We start from the raw sequence: 16,801 nt of genomic DNA on the forward strand, positions 1-16,801 counted from the left end.
AGCTCATGAACGGCACCAATACTTCTGCTATAAACATTGTCAAACAGTTCTGGCAACTGATGGCGACTAATAATTTTCACTCTGTGACAGCAATCCTGTCCGATGATTTTTTGCTGGAGTGGCCACAATCCAATGAACGCATTCGCGGAGGAAATAACTTCGCTTTGATGAATGTCGAATACCCAGCCAACGGGCTCTGGACATTCACCATCAACCGTCTGATTGGTAGCGTATCGGAGGCCGTATCAGACGTCAGTATTACGGCTGGCGTGCAATGTATGCGAGCCGTTTCGTTCTTCACCGTGACAAACGGGAAAATTAGCCGGATCGTGGAATATTGGCCAGAGGCTTATCCGGCGCCTGCTAACCGGCAGCATTTGGTAGAGCCGATTAATTAACTAAGAATTCTGCAGCGGCCAGCCAAAACCTGCCGCACGGCGCAAGTAAGATTTGACAATCAGGCGATGGAAAGGGGCAATCAATCTGAGATAAGTTCGCCCCAGATGGTTGTGACAATGAACCACAGTTGAGATCGTTAAATAGCGCACTGGCTCGGGATGATTTGGCTGAGATTGCAACATCACAGACAATCTAAAATCTAAGTGCTTGTCGTTTTCTCCCAGCACAATTTCATTGCTACTATTTTCATAGATTTTGAAGATATAAATCCGCCTGACATCTTTGTCAGATGACTCTACAAGCTGCTGAGAAGTTTTGATGCCAAAGCCAGCGACCAATACATCACGTAAGCGCATCAATTGATGTGCCCATGGCGCTTGTTGCGATAGGATAAAGCGTGCCAGCACTTCTGGATCGTCGCTGGCATCTGGCGGTAGTCGTACCGAGTACGCGTCTGCCAGATCCGGCTGATCGTACAGGTGGGTGATGCGCGATTGCTCGGGCAAGGGACTGACAACAACCTGCTGGTAGGCATATTGCATGATGAACTCCCGTATGAGAAAACCTGAAATAAATAATCCGTATTGCGGCAATATAGGATTTATGAGGAGCGACTAAGCGCTTCGACAGTATCGACTTTCTGGGTCAGCATTTAGCCAAGGATTGCTGGTATCTACCACCGCTCCGATTTTGTACAGCATGTGCATCATGCCCATGTAAGCACGATCAAAATAGGGCATATCTTCATGGTAGCCTAAGGCTAATTTCACCAAGGTTTTGCCATGGTCAGTATGGGGTGCGGGGTATGGTGTTTTGTTTTTGAAATCAAACTGCTGCACTGTGAAAGGCTCTAGTTGCCAGTCAATCAAAGCTGCAGCAGCAGGTAATAGCTGTGTTTCGCAATCATGCAAACTCAAATCAGGTCGGATTAAGCCCAGCTCGATATATGCCTGGTGTACGGCAGCAAAAGAGGCTGCCGAGTTTGGATTTGTATTTGTGTTTGTGTTTGTGTCTAAGCTTGAGCCTGAAAATGAGTTAGAAACTACACCCGAAACTGCACCTGAAACTGCACCCGCGTCCAGCAGCCCTCGCCATGCTTTAGCCATCGATGTACAAAACCCGGTTGAGATTGATTTGGTACAGCCAAAATCAATGACGCCTAACTGACCATCTGCCATAAACAAAAAATTACCGGGATGGGGATCAGCATGCAAGCGACCTAAATCACAAACGCTATGCCAGAACCAGTCGAACAATAATTGACCATAGTGATCGCGCTGAGCCTGACCAGGATTAGTGGCCAGCCACTGGTCAAGATGCAGACCGTCCAGCTTTTGCATGCTCAAAACCCGCTGGCTAGAGTGGCTTGCCACGACAGCCGGGATCACAATCCCGGGCAAACGGACATGCTCACCAAACCAGCGCAATTGTGCCGCCTCGTGTTCATAATCAAGTTCTTCGCCGAGCTTTTTTTCCAGCTCGCTCATGATGCTATCTAACAGTTCTTTACGAGGGACCAGATCAGAACCAAATGCCATCGTGTGCAACAGACCACTTAGCATGCGGATGTCGCTGCTGACTGAGGCAGCGATGCCCGGATATTGGACCTTCACCGCCAGCGCCTGACCATCTGCCAAGCTGGCATGATGCACTTGTCCCAAACTCGCAGCAGCAAACGATACCGGATCGAAGTGCGCAAACAGGTGTTCGGGCGCTTGCCCAAATTCGCGGGTAAACACTTTATGCACCAAAGCGCGGTTGAGCGGCGTCACCTGGTAACAGCCTTTTGCCAGTTCGCGTCGTATACCTTCTGGCAAAAAGTTGGCTTCCATACTCAACAACTGCGAGATTTTTAAAGCAGTACCTTTCAACTGATTTAAGGCTTTAAATAAAATCCGCCCTAACTCGGCTTCATGCCGATCTTTTGCCGCTGCTTGCTGTTGTTCATCGCGGGTCAGCTGGCGTGCTCTATGCCCGACATGGTTGAGGCCGGCATGCGCTAAGGCTAAACCACTGATGGCGCTGCGACTGAGCTTACTGGTTGGTGGTGTGTTATTCATCACGCACCAAGACCACGTTTAGCCAGCTTCAACATGTCTAGCAAACCTGAGCCGTTTTGCATCAGGCGTGATAACTGATTGCGGATTAAAAATCCCGCCAGTTCTGACAGCTTATTGACGACACCACTCTTTAAGGCCAGCACCAACACCGCCAAGGTCAGATCGACTAACTGCGTGGTGTCAGAAAATTCTTCGGATTCGTCCTTCAGCCAATAGGCAATCACCGCGAATAAATAATCGGCAAATAGACCACCCAATAAATTTTTAAAATCACAGGCGGCAATCTCACCGCTTTGCTCCGCCGCGTCGATAAACTTGACCACTTGTTCTCGCAATGCCTGCTGCCCGGGCATGTTGTCGCGCATCATCAATAGCGGCGATTTGCCAACGATGGTGCGCGTGATTTCAACAAACTCTCGGTCTGCCAGCAACAACTCCAGCAAGGCATCGACCAATCTCTGCAAACGTTCTTGCAGACCAAACTGCTCTAGGCCGGGCGTTTCTAGCGTCAGTTCCAAGACTATTTCTATGCATAACTCGTAATACGCCAGCAGCAGTTTCTCTTTGCTTGGAAAATATTTATAAATCGTCGCATCACCAATCCCAGCCGCGCGCGCGATCTGCTTCATGGTCGTCGCCTCGTAGCCATGCTCGGTAATCATATCGACCGCAGTCCGTATGACATGGCGACGGGTTTGCTCTTGCTGGGACTTAGATGTTTTCATTTTGGAGATTAACTATCGTTAAATTCAATTATTGATGCACTCAATGTATATTAAGTATTTTAAAAGTGCAAGAAAATGATGCTTTAAAGAGAGTTTGTATGCATAAATGCCAGGAAAAGAGAATTACCCCAAGACATTTAAACGCGTAAAAGAATCATCCATGATGTTTGTGATTACATAAAAATCCCAGTATTTTTAATATACTCCCCACCATTTTTGTAAAATATGGCCTATTGTCCAAGTTTTACATGGACAATTAAATATACCCAATAGGAGTATATTTAATTTGCAAGCCAGGCTTGCCAAATAATAATGCGAAAAAGTGCGTAGCTTTGCTAGCGGCATCTGGCAATCCTCAAATCCGACACAACAATCCCATCTTATTCAGCGTCTTTCCACTAAAATGCGGCTATGCCCAGTCCACAACTTAAACCGCTCAGCTTTGCCCTCCGCGCCAATTTGTACACGCACTTAGCCGCGATGGAAAAAGCCGGTCTGCCTGCCGATAAAGCGTATAGCTTGCTGGAATTGCCGGCACCGGCACAAAGCCGGGTCGTCGCGATGCGCAAACTGCTGGCGCGCGGCAAAGACATTCCGGCAGCCGGACAACAGTCAGGCTTATTCAGCGATCTGGAGGTGCATTTGCTCCGCGCCGCTACGAGCGCGGGCAGCCCGGCAACAATGTACCGGCGGCTGGCCGATACTTACACCGAAAAAGATCGTCTTAGCAAAGCGGTTAAATCACGCTTAAAACTGCCGCTGATGATTTTGGGTTTATCGTTATTGGTACAACCCCTACCCGCCTTAGTGGCAGGTACGCTGACAGCGAGTGGCTACATCTGGAGCGTAGTGCGACCATTTTTGGCAATCGGCATAGGCGCTGTGTGTTTTAAAAAATTCCACCACTGGCTGGAAACCGCATCAGCATCGCCGCTACGTGAAGGTATAGAAAAAATGCTGACCAAAATCCCCTTATTTGGCGCGATGCATGTGCGACGCAATGCCAGAGATTTTTTTGAAAGCCTAGGCTTGATGCTAGAAGCAGGTCTGCCGATGTTTGAGGCATTGCCTAAAGCCTTTAAGACCATCAGCAATCAAATGATACGGGCAGACTTTGCCAGGATTCTTGCCAGCATGCAGCAAGGCGCTACCCTCGCCTATGCGCTGGAAAATTGTATTTATATCGGCAATCCGCAAGTGATTAGTCTGGCCCAGACTGGCGAAGCCAGCGGTACTTTGCCAGAAATGCTGTTACGCCACGCCGCGATGGAGACGGCGTCTTTGTCACATTTCCAGCAACAGGCCGCCGATTGGGCGCCACGGATTGTGTACGGCGCAATCATGCTGTGGATGGCGTATAGCATTTTGCAAAGCAAAGTGTTTATGCCCAACGTACCCAAAGACCTAGCATAAACTTGGGCTGAACTTAGCATCAGCTTGTCCCGCAGCAAGCCTATTTTTGGAGGGCAACGCGTCAAGTCAGCTACATCATCGTACTTATTTATATTGAAGGCTTATGTCCAGATCCATCCTCATTGTTGAAGACGAAAAAGCGATTGCTGACAATGTAGCCTATGCGCTCGCCACCGATGGTTTTACGCCACACCACGTCACTTTGGGGCAAAGTGCGTTGGATTTATTATCCTCGCCAAATTCACCCGCACCCGCTTTGATCGTGCTGGATATCGGCTTGCCCGATATGAGCGGCTTCGATGTCTGCCGCCGCTTGCGCCAGTTTTCAAACCAGTCGTCCAACATACCGGTGATTTTTTTAACCGCGCGCAGTGATGAAATTGACCGCATAGTCGGGCTAGAAATGGGCGCAGATGATTACGTCACAAAACCATTTTCACCAAGAGAGCTGGTAGCCCGCATCCGTGCCGTGTTGCGCCGTCTGGAAGCGGGTCATACACAAATCCTAAGAGAGAGCGGCACACAGACCCATACCGACCGTTTTCAAGTACGACCAGCAGAAGGGCGGATTATGTATCTCGGTCAAAGTCTTGCTCTCACTCGCTATGAATACCTGCTGTTAAAAACCTTTATCGATCATCCGGGGCAATTATTTTCTCGTGCGCAGTTGATGGATATGGTCTGGACAGACGCCAGCGATACCTTAGAGCGTACGGTCGATGCGCATGTGAAGTCGGTGCGCGCCAAGCTGCGTCTGATCGCCTCAGAAGATGACCCGATACAAACCCATCGTGGAATGGGTTATAGCTTTTCAAGCATATGAAAATCGGATTACGAATACTATTCGGCTACTTTTTAGTCGTCGGTCTTGCGGCATGGTTTGTACTAAATGTGTTTGTAGAAGAAGTCAAACCCGGTGTCCGTGCGACACTGGAAGATACCTTAGTCGATACCGCACAATTGCTGGCGCAGCTAGTGGCCGAAGATGTCAAAGCTGGCGATTTGCCGCACGCTGCCTTAATCGGCAGATTACAGAACTATGTACATCGTAGTGTCGATGTCAAAATCAGCGGCGTCCAGAAAGCAACGCTGGATTATCGTATTTATATTACGGATATCCATGGCATCGTCGTGTTCGATTCGGACAATAAAGATGTCGGCAAAGACTATTCGCGCTGGAACGATGTGTACTTGACTTTGCAGGGCAAATACGGTGCGCGTAGTACGCTCGCTGATCCGGCAGATAACAATTCCAACGTAATGCATGTTGCGGCGCCTATTTTGGACGGCGGACGCATTATTGGAGCACTCACAGTCGCTAAACCCATCTCTACCATCACACCATTTATCGAACGTAGTCAACGTAAGATTTTGCGCCGCAGTGGCTGGCTGATTCTAGGCTCTTTACTGATCGGCATAGGATTCTCGTTCTGGCTCAGCCATTCTTTACGCACATTACAACGCTACGCCAGCAGCGTAGAAAACGACGAAAAAGTCAGCCTGCCAAAACTAGGAAATAACGAAATCGGTGCCCTTGGCCGCGCCTTAGAATCCATGCGTAACAAGCTGGAAGGCAAACAATATGTAGAACAACTGATGCACACTCTGGCGCACGAATTAAAAAGCCCGATTGCCGCAATACAAGGTTCGGCCGAACTGCTAACAGAAACAATGCCAGAAGCAGACCGACAGCATTTTTTGCGCAATATCATCGAACAAAACCAACGTCAGAAGCAACTGATCGACAAACTATTAGCCCTGATCAAAATTGAAAAACAGCAGATACTCGATAGTGTCAGCAAGATTGATTTACCCGATCTGATAACACAAGTGCAGGCGGATGCCAGCACCCGTCTTACCGAAAAATTACTGCAATTGCGATTAGATGTGCCCGCGATCACCGTGACGGGCGATGCCCTACTATTGCGCCAGGCTATCGGTAATTTGCTCGATAACGCCATCGCTTTTTCTCCTTCTGGTAGCACTATCATTATTGATGTCAGCCAACAAAAAGAGACGATACAAATCCAAGTAAAAGATCATGGTGCAGGCATACCTGACTACGCTATAGCACGCATTTATGAGCGATTTTATTCATTGGAAAGACCAGATGCAGCCAAGAGTACAGGCTTAGGTTTACCGTTTGTACGCGAGGTTGCCTTATTACATGGCGGGAGCGTGACTGTCAGCAATCGTACTGATGGTGGGGTTTGTGCTTGTTTGAGTTTTCCAGATCAATACTTGCATTAATTTTGTAATAGCAATACATCGCTTTAGATATCACATTAGCTAATTACCGAAAGTCCGCACTTAGGCATTAATTATCTAATTGAATGAAAAGATATAGAGAATTCATTTTTCACTTCACACAAAACGCATCAATAACGCACACAAGTTTTTTACAGTAGCAACTCCCTCAACCCGGAGTCTTCTATGCAAAAAACTTTACTCTTCAAGGCCATCATCATCGGTGTTTTGATGCTCTTGATCGGCGTACCCCTCATGATGATTGAATCGACCATTTCTGAACGGATGCGCTTTCGTGATGAAGCAGTCAGAAGTATTGCAGCCGATTCTGTCGGTGAACAAACCTTATTGGGGCCAGTACTGACATTGCCTTATAGCGAAATATATGAGGAAGAAGAGATTGATGCGACGACTAAAAAAGCGGCGATACGTAAATATTCGTTGGCTCATCAAGTATTTATCTATCCCAACACTCTGAGTATCAAAGGGCTGATCGACACAGATCGTCATTATCGTGGCATTCATAAAGTTCTAATCTACAGCGGACAGCACGCGATTTCTGGCGATTTTGTATTGCCCTTAATGGAGAATCTACCCAAAGATAAACTTGCGTCGCATATCAAAATGGGAACACCATACATCTCACTTGGTTTGAGCGATACACGCGGCTTACATAATTTCCCAAGGTTAAACTGGGGCGGAGCATCTTATGAATTTAAGCAAGAGAGCAAGCTCCGTTCTCTACAAACTGGTTTGCATGCGCCGCTCAATGTGATGGAGCTACAAACACCAGAGACAATCAAATTTAGTCTTGATCTGGCGATTGACGGTATTGAACGTATGAGCTTTGTCCCGATTGCGAAGAATAATCAAATCAGTATTGCGTCTAAATGGCCACATCCTCAATTTGGCGGTCGCTTTTTACCTTCTCCCAAAGATCGCAAGATAGATCAAAACGGATTTTCTGCTACCTGGAATATTTCTGCGCTATCCAGCAGTGCACAACAACAAATGAGTATGCGGGAAACAGGCACGGCGACCGGACAAAATACGGCCTCTGGCGATACAAGCCCTGCGACCATTTTAGATAACTTTAGCGTCGCTTTTATTGAGCCAGTTAATGTGTATTCTCAGGCAGACAGAGCGATCAAATACGGCATGCTGTTTGTGGCGCTGACGTTTGCAGCTTTCTTCTTGTTTGAAATGCTCAAGCAATTACCAATTCATCCGGTGCAATACACCTTGGTCGGTCTGGCACTCACGGTGTTCTTTTTATTGTTGGTGAGCCTGTCGGAGCATATTAGTTTTGTACATTCTTATTTGCTGGCGAGCGGTGCTTGCATCTTACTGATTGGCTTTTATCTGAGCCATGTATTACGTAGCTGGAAGCGCGGCATGGGATTTGGCAGCGGCTTGACCTTACTGTATGGCGTCTTATTTGGCCTACTGCAGTCAGAAAATAATGCGCTAATTATGGGAAGTATTTTACTGTTCAGCGTACTGTCAGCAACCATGGTGATTACTCGTAAAGTTGACTGGTATCAGTTGGGTAAATCGTCAACGCCAGCTCCGAACTGATCTCTTCAAACAGAGAAACTTAAGTAATACGATAACAATAAGTGCAATGATGATGAGGCTTGTAAGACAAATTGAGTCTAGCAAGTCCATCTTTATTGCAGTCCCGTCTAAGGGAGCTTCTAAATCATTTGGAATTTGCGCTCAATGAAAAACTGCTTAGCCAAATCGCTACGTCATGCAGCGTGGGCACCCTTATGTGTTTTTGCCTTTTACATTATTGCTGCAAAAGGTTTTAACGCCTACCTGATTTATCCTTGGCTAGATATACCAACACATTTTTTTGGTGGCATTGCCATCACCTATTTTTATCTGATTGCCACTCGCTATTCTCAAGTGATGATCGGTAATATTCCTGGCCTCATTCAGTGTCTGATGTGCTTAGGGCTCACCGCAACAACTGCTATTTTCTGGGAATTTTTAGAATTCGGATCCGATCTTTTGCTTGGTACCAAGATGAATCTCGGGGTGTCGGATACCTTGTCAGATTTATTTTTTGGTTTGGTGGGTGCTGGCGCGCTGATCGCAACGATCTCATTTTTCGAAGGTGTAAAATCTAAGACGTGATCTTAGATGAAGAGAAAACACTTACCGAAAAATTAAATTAGGTGATTTGGATATAAGCGTGTATATTCCGTACCGTACTTGCATCAAGTTGTTATATTGTTGGTCCCAAACCTGCATGGCTGTTGTTCCTCTAGTCGTTCTGTTTTAATTCCTCCGGTTTCATCTCTTGGTTTCAAGTGCCTATCAGGCAATGTCGCCTATTTACAATTGAAGGAAAAAACATGAGTACTCAAACAGGTATAGTCAAATGGTTCAACGATGCTAAAGGCTTCGGCTTTATCACTCCTGATGCTGGTGGTCCAGATTTATTCGCCCATTTCCAAGACATCCAATCTTCTGGATTTAAGAGTCTGACGGAAAATCAACGCGTTTCTTACGAAGCAGCTGTTGGTCCAAAAGGCGATAAAGCAGGCAATATCCAAATTCTCTCTTAATTGAGTAGATCGACGCTTAAGTATTGGTGAGTTGTCGATTCTGAATTAGCTTTATGTGTTGTGGTTTGATTTTTTCTTAAATACCGGCCGCTGGCACCACGCAGATAGCATGGGTTGGCGGTAAGAGAAAATATCATCAGCAAGACAAAAACTTCACAAGTCAGAAAATCACCATCAGGTTTATTTTTTGACGCATAGATGAATTCTGACCGGCCAGTGGCACCACGCAGATAGCATGGGTTGTTGGGAAATGGTCTAATACATTCGTGTTTATCACCGTAGCGAGAAGATTCACCAGGCATCTGCCAGTATCTTCTGCGGCGAGCATCAACTCTAACCGGCCAGCGCATTGTTTATTCAATGCACTTGGAAAATGGCTTAGTTGATTTGTGAAGAAAAAACATTCGTTCGACTTGAAAACATGTCCATCAGGAGATGTTGGAGCAGTAAAAACGACTCATCCCACCAGGGGCACCGCGCAGATAGCACGGGTTGTTGGTTTAGTCAGTGGCACCACGCAGATAGCATGGGTTATTGATGATGATATTGAGGATAGTGAGTCGCAGCAATGAATGGTAAGCCCGCTTTTGGCGGGCTTTTTGCGTTAACAACGAGGATAACATTAGCGCGATCGTCATCTTTAATAAACGAGATCATCAGCTACTGCAATCTTGCGCTCGGGTCGATTATTTCAAAAAGTCTTTGACTGCTGCAATGGTAATTGCCGGATCTTCTTCTTGTGGCACATGTCCTAATTGCTCAAACATGACCAGCTTGCTAGCGGTAATATCTTGATGGAATCGCTCCGCATTATCTGGTGGAATTAACTTATCTTTGCCGCCCCAAAGTATCAGCGTTGGCAGCTTAATGGTTTTAATTTTATCGGAAGTACGTCCCGCATCCAATTGTATAAAACGCAAACCTAGAGCATGGCGATTACCAGCCCGTAAAGTCATCGCCTCGTACCTATCTACCAACGCTGGCGTGACTTTATCTGGATTGCCATATACATTTTTGACGCTGCTTTCCATCAAATTCCGTGGCAAGGTATGTTGCATCACCCAAGCCATTTCTGGCATGCGCGCGATCTTAAAGCCTATCGGAATCGCCGCCGGTGTGAAGGGATATCCGGCAGCATCTACTAAGATGAGTTTATCAATCCGTGCTGGTGCAGCGACTGCAACTTGCCAGGCAATTTCACCGCCCAGAGAATTACCACCCAATACCACGCGTGACAATTGCAGCTTATCCATCAGGTTCAGAATAAATTGGGTATAAGCAGCATTGCTGTAATCATTTTGTGCATTTGGTCCCGTCAGACCAAAGCCGGGAATATCCATCGTAATGACGCGGTGCTGATCTTTTAATGCAGCAACCCAAGGCTCCCAGGTATGCAAGCTTGATGAGGTGCCATGAATCAGCATAATCGGTACCGGATCAGTCCTAAGTCCCTCATCCCGCAGATGTACCGACAAACCTTTGACATCGATAAATTGGGATGGCGCAGGTGCCCATTGTGTCGTCAACTCGCTTACAGGTTTGTCGGGCGCCCAGGTCAACACGATCATTAGGCAACTTGCGCCAATAACAAACAAGACCAGACATAAAAAGCTGAGAATGACACGTTTGCTGATACTCATATTGAGGTACTTTCTGTGATTTGAATATGACTACTGACCTTCAGTATTTACTCAAGTATTTACTCAAATATTTGCTGAAACAATTTACTGAAATAAGCTGCCTAATTCATTTTTTATACAATCTTTTTATACATACGTGCCAGCGGTGCATGAATACCACCAGGTAAATCTAAGCCAAAACGCTCTGTTACCTCAAAGCCTGAAGCGCGGTATAAAGGTTCACCTGGCATGGTGGACGCTAGTTCTAATGCGGTGAAACCTGCTGCGCGTGCTTGCTCTGTGCAATATCGCATCAGCATGCTGCCAAGGCCGCGACGGGCGGCAGATGGATCAACAAAAAAAGCACGGATGCGTGCCGGATCAATGGCAGGATCAAGCAAATTATCGACGCCTTGTTTGGCTTGATCACCGCCAAACAAGGTATTACGTTTGCTCCATCCGCCGCAGGCCAGTAGCCTCGGCCTTATATCATGCTGATTTATATTCACTACCTCGTCCTCAATGGCAAAATAGGTTTGATCTGCGATCAATTGCGTATCCACGCCGAACACATATTGCAACAAGGCCTGTGCTTGTTCCGGTGTATAAAAAGAGACACTTAAATCAATCGCAGAACGTGCGATCAGTGCCTGCATAGCAGGAATATCGGCATAACTGGCAAGGCGCAATCTAGGCATGATGATCTCGTCGTGGGGACAATGGCATAATTGATTTTAACAATAAAATAGCGGCACAAAATCACCTTACAATAAAAAATGCCGCAATCATTGCGGCGTTTTTTACGTATAAATTAGCTGAGTTCGAAGCTTACTTTGCAGCTTCTTTTTCCTGCAATGCGCGCCACATGACTTTGCCGGTTCCCGACTTTGGCAAGCTATCTACAAATTCGACAAACTTCGGTACTTTATAGGCAGCCATTTTTTCATGCGCCCACGCCATGATGTCTTCACCAGTCACATCCGTGCCCGGTTTTTTGACGACGATCGCTTTAACGGTTTCGCCACGATATGCATCACGCGCAGCAATAATGCAGCATTCTTGAATGGCGGGATGTTGATACATCATCGACTCGACTTCTGCAGGCCAGACTTTAAAACCGCTGGCGTTAATCATGCGTTTTAGACGATCAGTGAAAAAGAAAAATCCTTCATCGTCCATATAACCCAAGTCGCCGCTACGGAAGAAACGTACTCCATCCAGCTCGGCAAACGAATCGGCAGTTTTTTGCGGATCGTTCCAATAGCCTTGGAATACGTGCGGACCGTTAATCCAGATCTCGCCGGTTTCCCCCTGTTTAACTTCTTTCAAAGTGGTTGGGTCAACGATGCGCGAATCGGTGCTGAAATGCGGAATTCCCAGACATTGCTGCTTCATCCGTTGTGGTGGATTGAGGTGCGATGGCGCCATGGTTTCCGACAAGCCATAACCTTCCATATATACCTGACCGGATAATTCCAGCAGCTTTTGCGCAATCGCCGCTGGCATTGCAGCACCACCGCCAGAGACGCGGTTTAACCCGGAGATATCGTATTCCGCCAGACGAGGATTAGATAAAAAATCGATCATCATCGACGGCACTACCGTCCAGTTAGTGACTTTGTAGCGGGTGATTAATTGACCTGCAACATCTTTGTCCCAGCGTGGCAAAATCACCAGACTACCGCCACAAAAAATCATGCTGTTCATGACTGACTGCATACCTGTCACATGGAAAAACGGCAGTACCGCCAGGGCCACATGGTTTGGCAACACGGAGCCTGACCATACCGGACTGGCAGCCGCATTAAACATCACCGAGCGATGGGTGTGAATACAGCCTTTAGGTTTACCGGTTGTACCTGAGGTGTACGGCATACATGCCAGATCGTCAGAGCTAGCCAGATGAGCGCCAGGTTGTTGTTGGGCAGCGACAGCGTCTTTCCACGTCACTACACCCGCTTGCACCGGCACGTCGCGTGGTGCGCGCACAAAATCTGGCACGCTCAAGCTGGTTTCCTTGGTCAGATGATCAGAGTAAGTTGCCACAATAGCGTGCTGCAAACCCGTAGTGCCAACCAGTGGCAACATACGAGAGAAAATTTCTTGTGATGCCAACGCGACTTTTGCACCACTATCCGCAATGTAATGCGATAACTCGTCGGTCATCAGCATAGGATTGACTGGCACCACCATCGCATCGGCGCGCATGATGGCGTAATAGGCAATAATAAATTGTGGCGAATTCTGCATATCCAGCAATACCCGGTCGCCGCGCTGCACGCCACATACTTGCTGCAAATAACCTGCCAGCGCCAAGACTTCCGCATGCAACTCGGCATACGTCAAGACACTGTCATAGAAAATAATTGCTGGCTTATTCGGATAACGCTGCGCCGAGATTTGCAGGTTGGCATAGACGCTGGTCTCTGGTGCCGTTAAAAAATGCGGCAAGCCAGTCGGCCAATGGGCGTAGTGAGTCGTGTTCATACCTTGTCTCCGGTGTGATTGCTAATATGAGGATATGCAAATGGAATAATTATTATTTCATTAGAGTGCCACACCTAATTGATTTTTGCACGGTCGTTCGTAAATTTTTACAGGCAACTCTGTTCATTGCCTTCAGATTGTTAATTTTTGTATAAGCGCGCAAAGAAGTACCAAGCTGTTTTTAATTTGTGACTGCTAAAGTTACAATGAGGTATGCGCTTTGCTTGTATTTGTATGTTTTAGGACTGATCCAAAATCGCCTCAGTTGCGTTGCAACGCCTGTCCTTACTAAAGCATCTCTGCGCTTATTTGTATTTAACAAAGCGATATCAAGCTTACTTTCGAGCGTCCTTTCGAACTTCCTTTTACACGGAGTTAATGTGTCTTCATTTTTTTACCGGTTTTCCCCATTCCTGCTTTGCGCTGTGTTTTGCGCAGTCTTATCGGCGTGCGGTGGTGGTTCTTCCACCACGGCTTCAGGTAGTTCTCCGGTTACGATTAGCGTGGCCGGCCCTGCCAAAGTGATTACTGGTGATCCAATCACGTTTACTGCTCAAACCAATAGCAGTGCAGCTCCTATCAGTGCCATGTCCTGGCGTATCACCCCGCTGACTCTCGGTGCGAGCGCGCTTGCTGCCACTGGCAATACCGATTGTAAAACCGTCACCAAGAGTGCTTCTGGAAACGACTGGACCTGTGTATTACAGATCACGCCACCCGCCAAATTGACCGCTGATTACACGTATCAACTGACGGTAACGGTGGTCGATTCAAAAAATAATACTACCAGTAGCAGCGCAAATTTAGTCGTCGGGCAAGAAGCCTCCGTCACACTCAATCCGGTTGCCACCGTAGGCGGTGCGTCTAATGTGACATCGGGGAGTAAAGCAAGTTTAAGCTGCACAGGTAGCGGCGGCACCTCCAACACTGGCTCATACGCTTATCAATGGGTAGTAAATGACGCGGCAGGGCTCAGCCTCAACATCACCGCCCCGTCCAATGCAACGACAGATTTCACTGCACCCATCGTCACCACTGCCACCGCAGTAACACTGCAATGCCGGGTGACCGATGACAAACAAAAAACTGGAACTGCGTTACAGACCGTCACCATCAATCCCGTGGTCAAGCCAACGATTGTCCCTATTTCATACAGCGGTGGCCTGGTACAAGCTGGTGCGGTAGTGAATTTAGATGGTAGCAAAACAACGCGCTATGATGTCAACGGTAACCAAGTCACCACAGGTACGATTTATTTTTTATGGAAGCAAAAATCTGGTCCGACTGTAACCATTAGTAATCCCAACAGTAGTATTGTCACGATCGCACTACCAAGTGATATTGTGAGCAGAACAGCCTTCTTGTTCACCCTCAACGCATCAAACGCACCAATAGATTCCAATGGCAATTCCAGCGAGCCCGTACAACAAGTAGATGTCGCTTATTTTGTGGATAGTCTGACACCTATTGCATTGACGTCCTATGTACCTACCCAAACAATATCGTCTGGATACAGCGCCGTTCTATCCGTGTCAGCTACCTCAGCAGCATCAGGGCATAACGTGTATTTTAGCTGGACGCAAATATCCGGGCCAAGTGTCGTACTGGCAAGTGCCAACTCCAGCAACGCGGGTTTTATCGCACCGACGGTCACAGCTAAGACAATATTAGTTTTCAGAGTTAGTGCCGGCTATCAACCAATTACCATCGACAACCCTGGCACGGCATCGATTGATTTGATCGTACAAGTAACGCCCTAAAGTTTTTTTACCAATAGCACGTAACGGCAGTTGTTACTGCTGCCGTTACCACTAAAACAGACTATTGTTTTTTTATGGACTACGGATTGAAAACAGTCGCTGTATCTGTACACAACTGAAATAACTGAAGTAAAAAATGTATTTAAAGCTCAGTCCTTCAAGCCATGCTCACGCTGCCTGGTCAGGGTTTTAGTCGCGACAAAAATCTCTCGCAGAAAATAAATAAAACTACCGACTAAAGACAAAATACCACACACAAATAAGACAGCAATCAGTGTATCCAGGCGTAAATCGGTGGCATCGCCTGCGAACAAAGCAGCGATCACCAGACAAACCAGCAGCGCACAAGAAGTGCTGAGAGTGATCGCCCGGTTGATCAGATGCGAGCGCTCATATAACTCGTTGAGCTCCTCGCGCAAACCTGGTTTTTGAGTGACGTTACCCCTTACCTGCAGCAAGTCTTCCAGCACACGGGATCGGTCAATAATCCGCGCCAGACGGTTAGTAAGTACGGTCAGATTAGTACCAACGCCTGTCAGTAAAAAGACCGGGGCAATAGCAAGTTGAATGATATGGCTGACATCGCCTAGTTGCAGATTAATCAAGTTAGCTCCTTAGTTTTTATTGTGCTGGAATTTTAGCAGCCTAAAATGTGCAAAGGAACATATTAAAAATCGCAAAAAGAAAATGCAGGAGACTCTTGCTGATTAAACACCCGGTCAGACGTTTGACAAATAGTTAGCTACCTTTTGTTAAGAACCGATATTCGCAAAATTAAATCCCCCGCGAATCGGGGAGTTTAACCAACTAGGATTCATTAATTGTGAATTTACTTCTTGTGCAATACAAGCAAAAACACACGATATCAAAAGTAGAAATGAACATTTAACGAAAGTAAATTCGCATGGCTGGAGAAAGGTAAAATCCTGTTAAAGTTAGTATACTCAGCGCCAACAGCTGTATTTTCCGTTATTTTATACTCGGCACCAAAGGCAGAAAAAACCCCTGTTGTATGGCATGTTGAACTGTAAACTAGGGTTGTGGCAACATTTGCTTGCATTGGCAAATCAACACTCTTAAAACAACTCGTGCTATTTCTTGACACCCCTAACTTTCCGTAGATGGAAAATAATTCGTTTATCTTTAGCTTAGCTTTGGCGGAGGCGTAGAGTGCTGTGGTTTCACCTTTGTATGGTCCCACTGAAAATCTCCCATCAGCAGAGGCACTAAGTACATTTTTAATGAGAGTGGCGTTGCCTAGCTTGCCATAGCCACCTTCAATAGCGAAGTAAGGGTTAAATTCAACTCCAGCAAAGAAAATTGCTCCTGTCGACTTTTCATTTTTTGTTTCATCTATACCGTAGCCATAGTCAACGCTATAGGATGATTGACCTAAACCAACTCCGACCTAATGATTAGTGTCTTCCGCATTTGCAACCATTGAAATCATGGCACATGGAATGCTCATCAAAGTAAATACTATGTGTTTCATTTAGTCCTTTAATTTTAATAATT

The 16,801-nt window shown here is 46.6% G+C and carries 16 protein-coding genes and 1 pseudogene; 8 read left to right on the forward strand and 9 right to left on the reverse strand.

The window, feature by feature from the left end; all coding sequences use genetic code 11:
* Window positions 1-5: 5 nt before the first annotated feature.
* Entirely contained in the window at window positions 6-398 is a 393-nt protein-coding gene (locus AAKU64_RS00655) for a nuclear transport factor 2 family protein (RefSeq protein WP_354360852.1), read from the forward strand.
* On the opposite strand, the gene AAKU64_RS00660 is transcribed toward AAKU64_RS00655, so the two are convergent.
* From AAKU64_RS00660 to AAKU64_RS00670, 3 genes are all read right to left on the reverse strand, one after another.
* Window positions 399-941 carry a DUF2867 domain-containing protein gene (locus AAKU64_RS00660; RefSeq protein ID WP_354329280.1) on the reverse strand — a complete coding sequence of 181 codons (543 nt, stop codon included), beginning with the start codon at window positions 939-941 and terminating at the stop codon, window positions 399-401.
* A 72-nt stretch (window positions 942-1,013) separates the two neighbouring features.
* A complete protein-coding gene (locus AAKU64_RS00665) occupies window positions 1,014-2,459 on the reverse strand; it encodes an ABC1 kinase family protein (protein WP_354329282.1) in 1,446 nt (481 codons plus the stop codon).
* Complete coding sequence (locus AAKU64_RS00670; RefSeq protein WP_354329284.1) at window positions 2,459-3,184, reverse strand: TetR/AcrR family transcriptional regulator; 726 nt, start codon at window positions 3,182-3,184, stop codon at window positions 2,459-2,461. Before AAKU64_RS00670 ends, AAKU64_RS00665 begins: the two co-directional genes overlap by 1 nt.
* Before the next feature lie 411 nt (window positions 3,185-3,595).
* On the opposite strand from AAKU64_RS00670, the gene AAKU64_RS00675 reads away from it, so the two are divergent.
* The 6 genes from AAKU64_RS00675 to AAKU64_RS00700 all read left to right on the forward strand — a co-directional run bounded on the left by AAKU64_RS00675 (window position 3,596) and on the right by AAKU64_RS00700 (window position 9,420).
* The gene (locus AAKU64_RS00675) at window positions 3,596-4,597 is read left to right on the forward strand and encodes a type II secretion system F family protein (RefSeq protein ID WP_354360854.1); all 1,002 of its coding nucleotides are present in this window, start codon (window positions 3,596-3,598) and stop codon (window positions 4,595-4,597) included.
* 103 nt (window positions 4,598-4,700) lie between these two features.
* Window positions 4,701-5,420 (forward strand): two-component system response regulator CreB, encoded by a 720-nt coding sequence (creB, locus tag AAKU64_RS00680; RefSeq protein ID WP_354329287.1) that lies wholly within the window; start codon window positions 4,701-4,703, stop codon window positions 5,418-5,420.
* Window positions 5,417-6,847, forward strand: coding sequence for a two-component system sensor histidine kinase CreC (gene creC, locus AAKU64_RS00685; RefSeq protein WP_354329289.1), 1,431 nt, complete (start codon window positions 5,417-5,419; stop codon window positions 6,845-6,847). Before creB ends, creC begins: the two co-directional genes overlap by 4 nt.
* Window positions 6,848-7,030: 183 nt before the next feature.
* Window positions 7,031-8,422, forward strand: a complete 1,392-nt coding sequence (gene creD / locus AAKU64_RS00690; RefSeq protein WP_354329291.1) for a cell envelope integrity protein CreD — start codon at window positions 7,031-7,033, stop codon at window positions 8,420-8,422.
* 144 nt (window positions 8,423-8,566) lie between these two features.
* The gene (locus tag AAKU64_RS00695; RefSeq protein ID WP_354329293.1) at window positions 8,567-8,986 is read left to right on the forward strand and encodes a DUF2238 domain-containing protein; all 420 of its coding nucleotides are present in this window, start codon (window positions 8,567-8,569) and stop codon (window positions 8,984-8,986) included.
* A gap of 221 nt (window positions 8,987-9,207) precedes the next feature.
* Window positions 9,208-9,420, forward strand: coding sequence for a cold-shock protein (locus AAKU64_RS00700; RefSeq protein WP_322120747.1), 213 nt, complete (start codon window positions 9,208-9,210; stop codon window positions 9,418-9,420).
* Here the strand turns inward: AAKU64_RS00700 and AAKU64_RS00705 are convergent.
* From AAKU64_RS00705 to AAKU64_RS00720, 4 genes are all read right to left on the reverse strand, one after another.
* Window positions 9,417-9,770: a hypothetical protein gene (locus AAKU64_RS00705; protein WP_354329295.1), complete on the reverse strand. Its 354-nt coding sequence runs from the start codon at window positions 9,768-9,770 to the stop codon at window positions 9,417-9,419. The genes AAKU64_RS00700 and AAKU64_RS00705 overlap by 4 nt on opposite strands.
* Window positions 9,771-10,106: 336 nt before the next feature.
* Window positions 10,107-11,060, reverse strand: a complete 954-nt coding sequence (locus AAKU64_RS00710) for an alpha/beta fold hydrolase (RefSeq protein WP_354329297.1) — start codon at window positions 11,058-11,060, stop codon at window positions 10,107-10,109.
* Window positions 11,061-11,173: 113 nt separating this feature from the next.
* Window positions 11,174-11,737: a GNAT family N-acetyltransferase gene (locus AAKU64_RS00715; RefSeq protein WP_354329299.1), complete on the reverse strand. Its 564-nt coding sequence runs from the start codon at window positions 11,735-11,737 to the stop codon at window positions 11,174-11,176.
* A 130-nt stretch (window positions 11,738-11,867) separates the two neighbouring features.
* Window positions 11,868-13,526: a long-chain fatty acid--CoA ligase gene (locus tag AAKU64_RS00720; RefSeq protein ID WP_354329301.1), complete on the reverse strand. Its 1,659-nt coding sequence runs from the start codon at window positions 13,524-13,526 to the stop codon at window positions 11,868-11,870.
* Between the two features lie 380 nt (window positions 13,527-13,906).
* Between AAKU64_RS00720 and AAKU64_RS00725 the strand changes: the two genes are divergently transcribed.
* Window positions 13,907-15,286, forward strand: coding sequence for a hypothetical protein (locus AAKU64_RS00725; RefSeq protein WP_354329303.1), 1,380 nt, complete (start codon window positions 13,907-13,909; stop codon window positions 15,284-15,286).
* A gap of 149 nt (window positions 15,287-15,435) precedes the next feature.
* Here AAKU64_RS00725 and AAKU64_RS00730 read toward each other — a convergent pair whose 3' ends face one another.
* On the reverse strand, window positions 15,436-15,888 hold the full coding sequence (locus AAKU64_RS00730) for a DUF2721 domain-containing protein (protein WP_354329363.1): 453 nt from the start codon (window positions 15,886-15,888) through the stop codon (window positions 15,436-15,438).
* A 263-nt stretch (window positions 15,889-16,151) separates the two neighbouring features.
* Window positions 16,152-16,682 (reverse strand): annotated as a pseudogene (locus tag AAKU64_RS00735) (outer membrane beta-barrel protein); the annotation flags it as partial.
* Between the last annotated feature and the right edge of the window lie 119 nt (window positions 16,683-16,801).

This window comes from Undibacterium sp. GrIS 1.8 (genome assembly GCF_040544445.1).
In the GTDB taxonomy this organism is placed as follows: domain Bacteria; phylum Pseudomonadota; class Gammaproteobacteria; order Burkholderiales; family Burkholderiaceae_D; genus Undibacterium.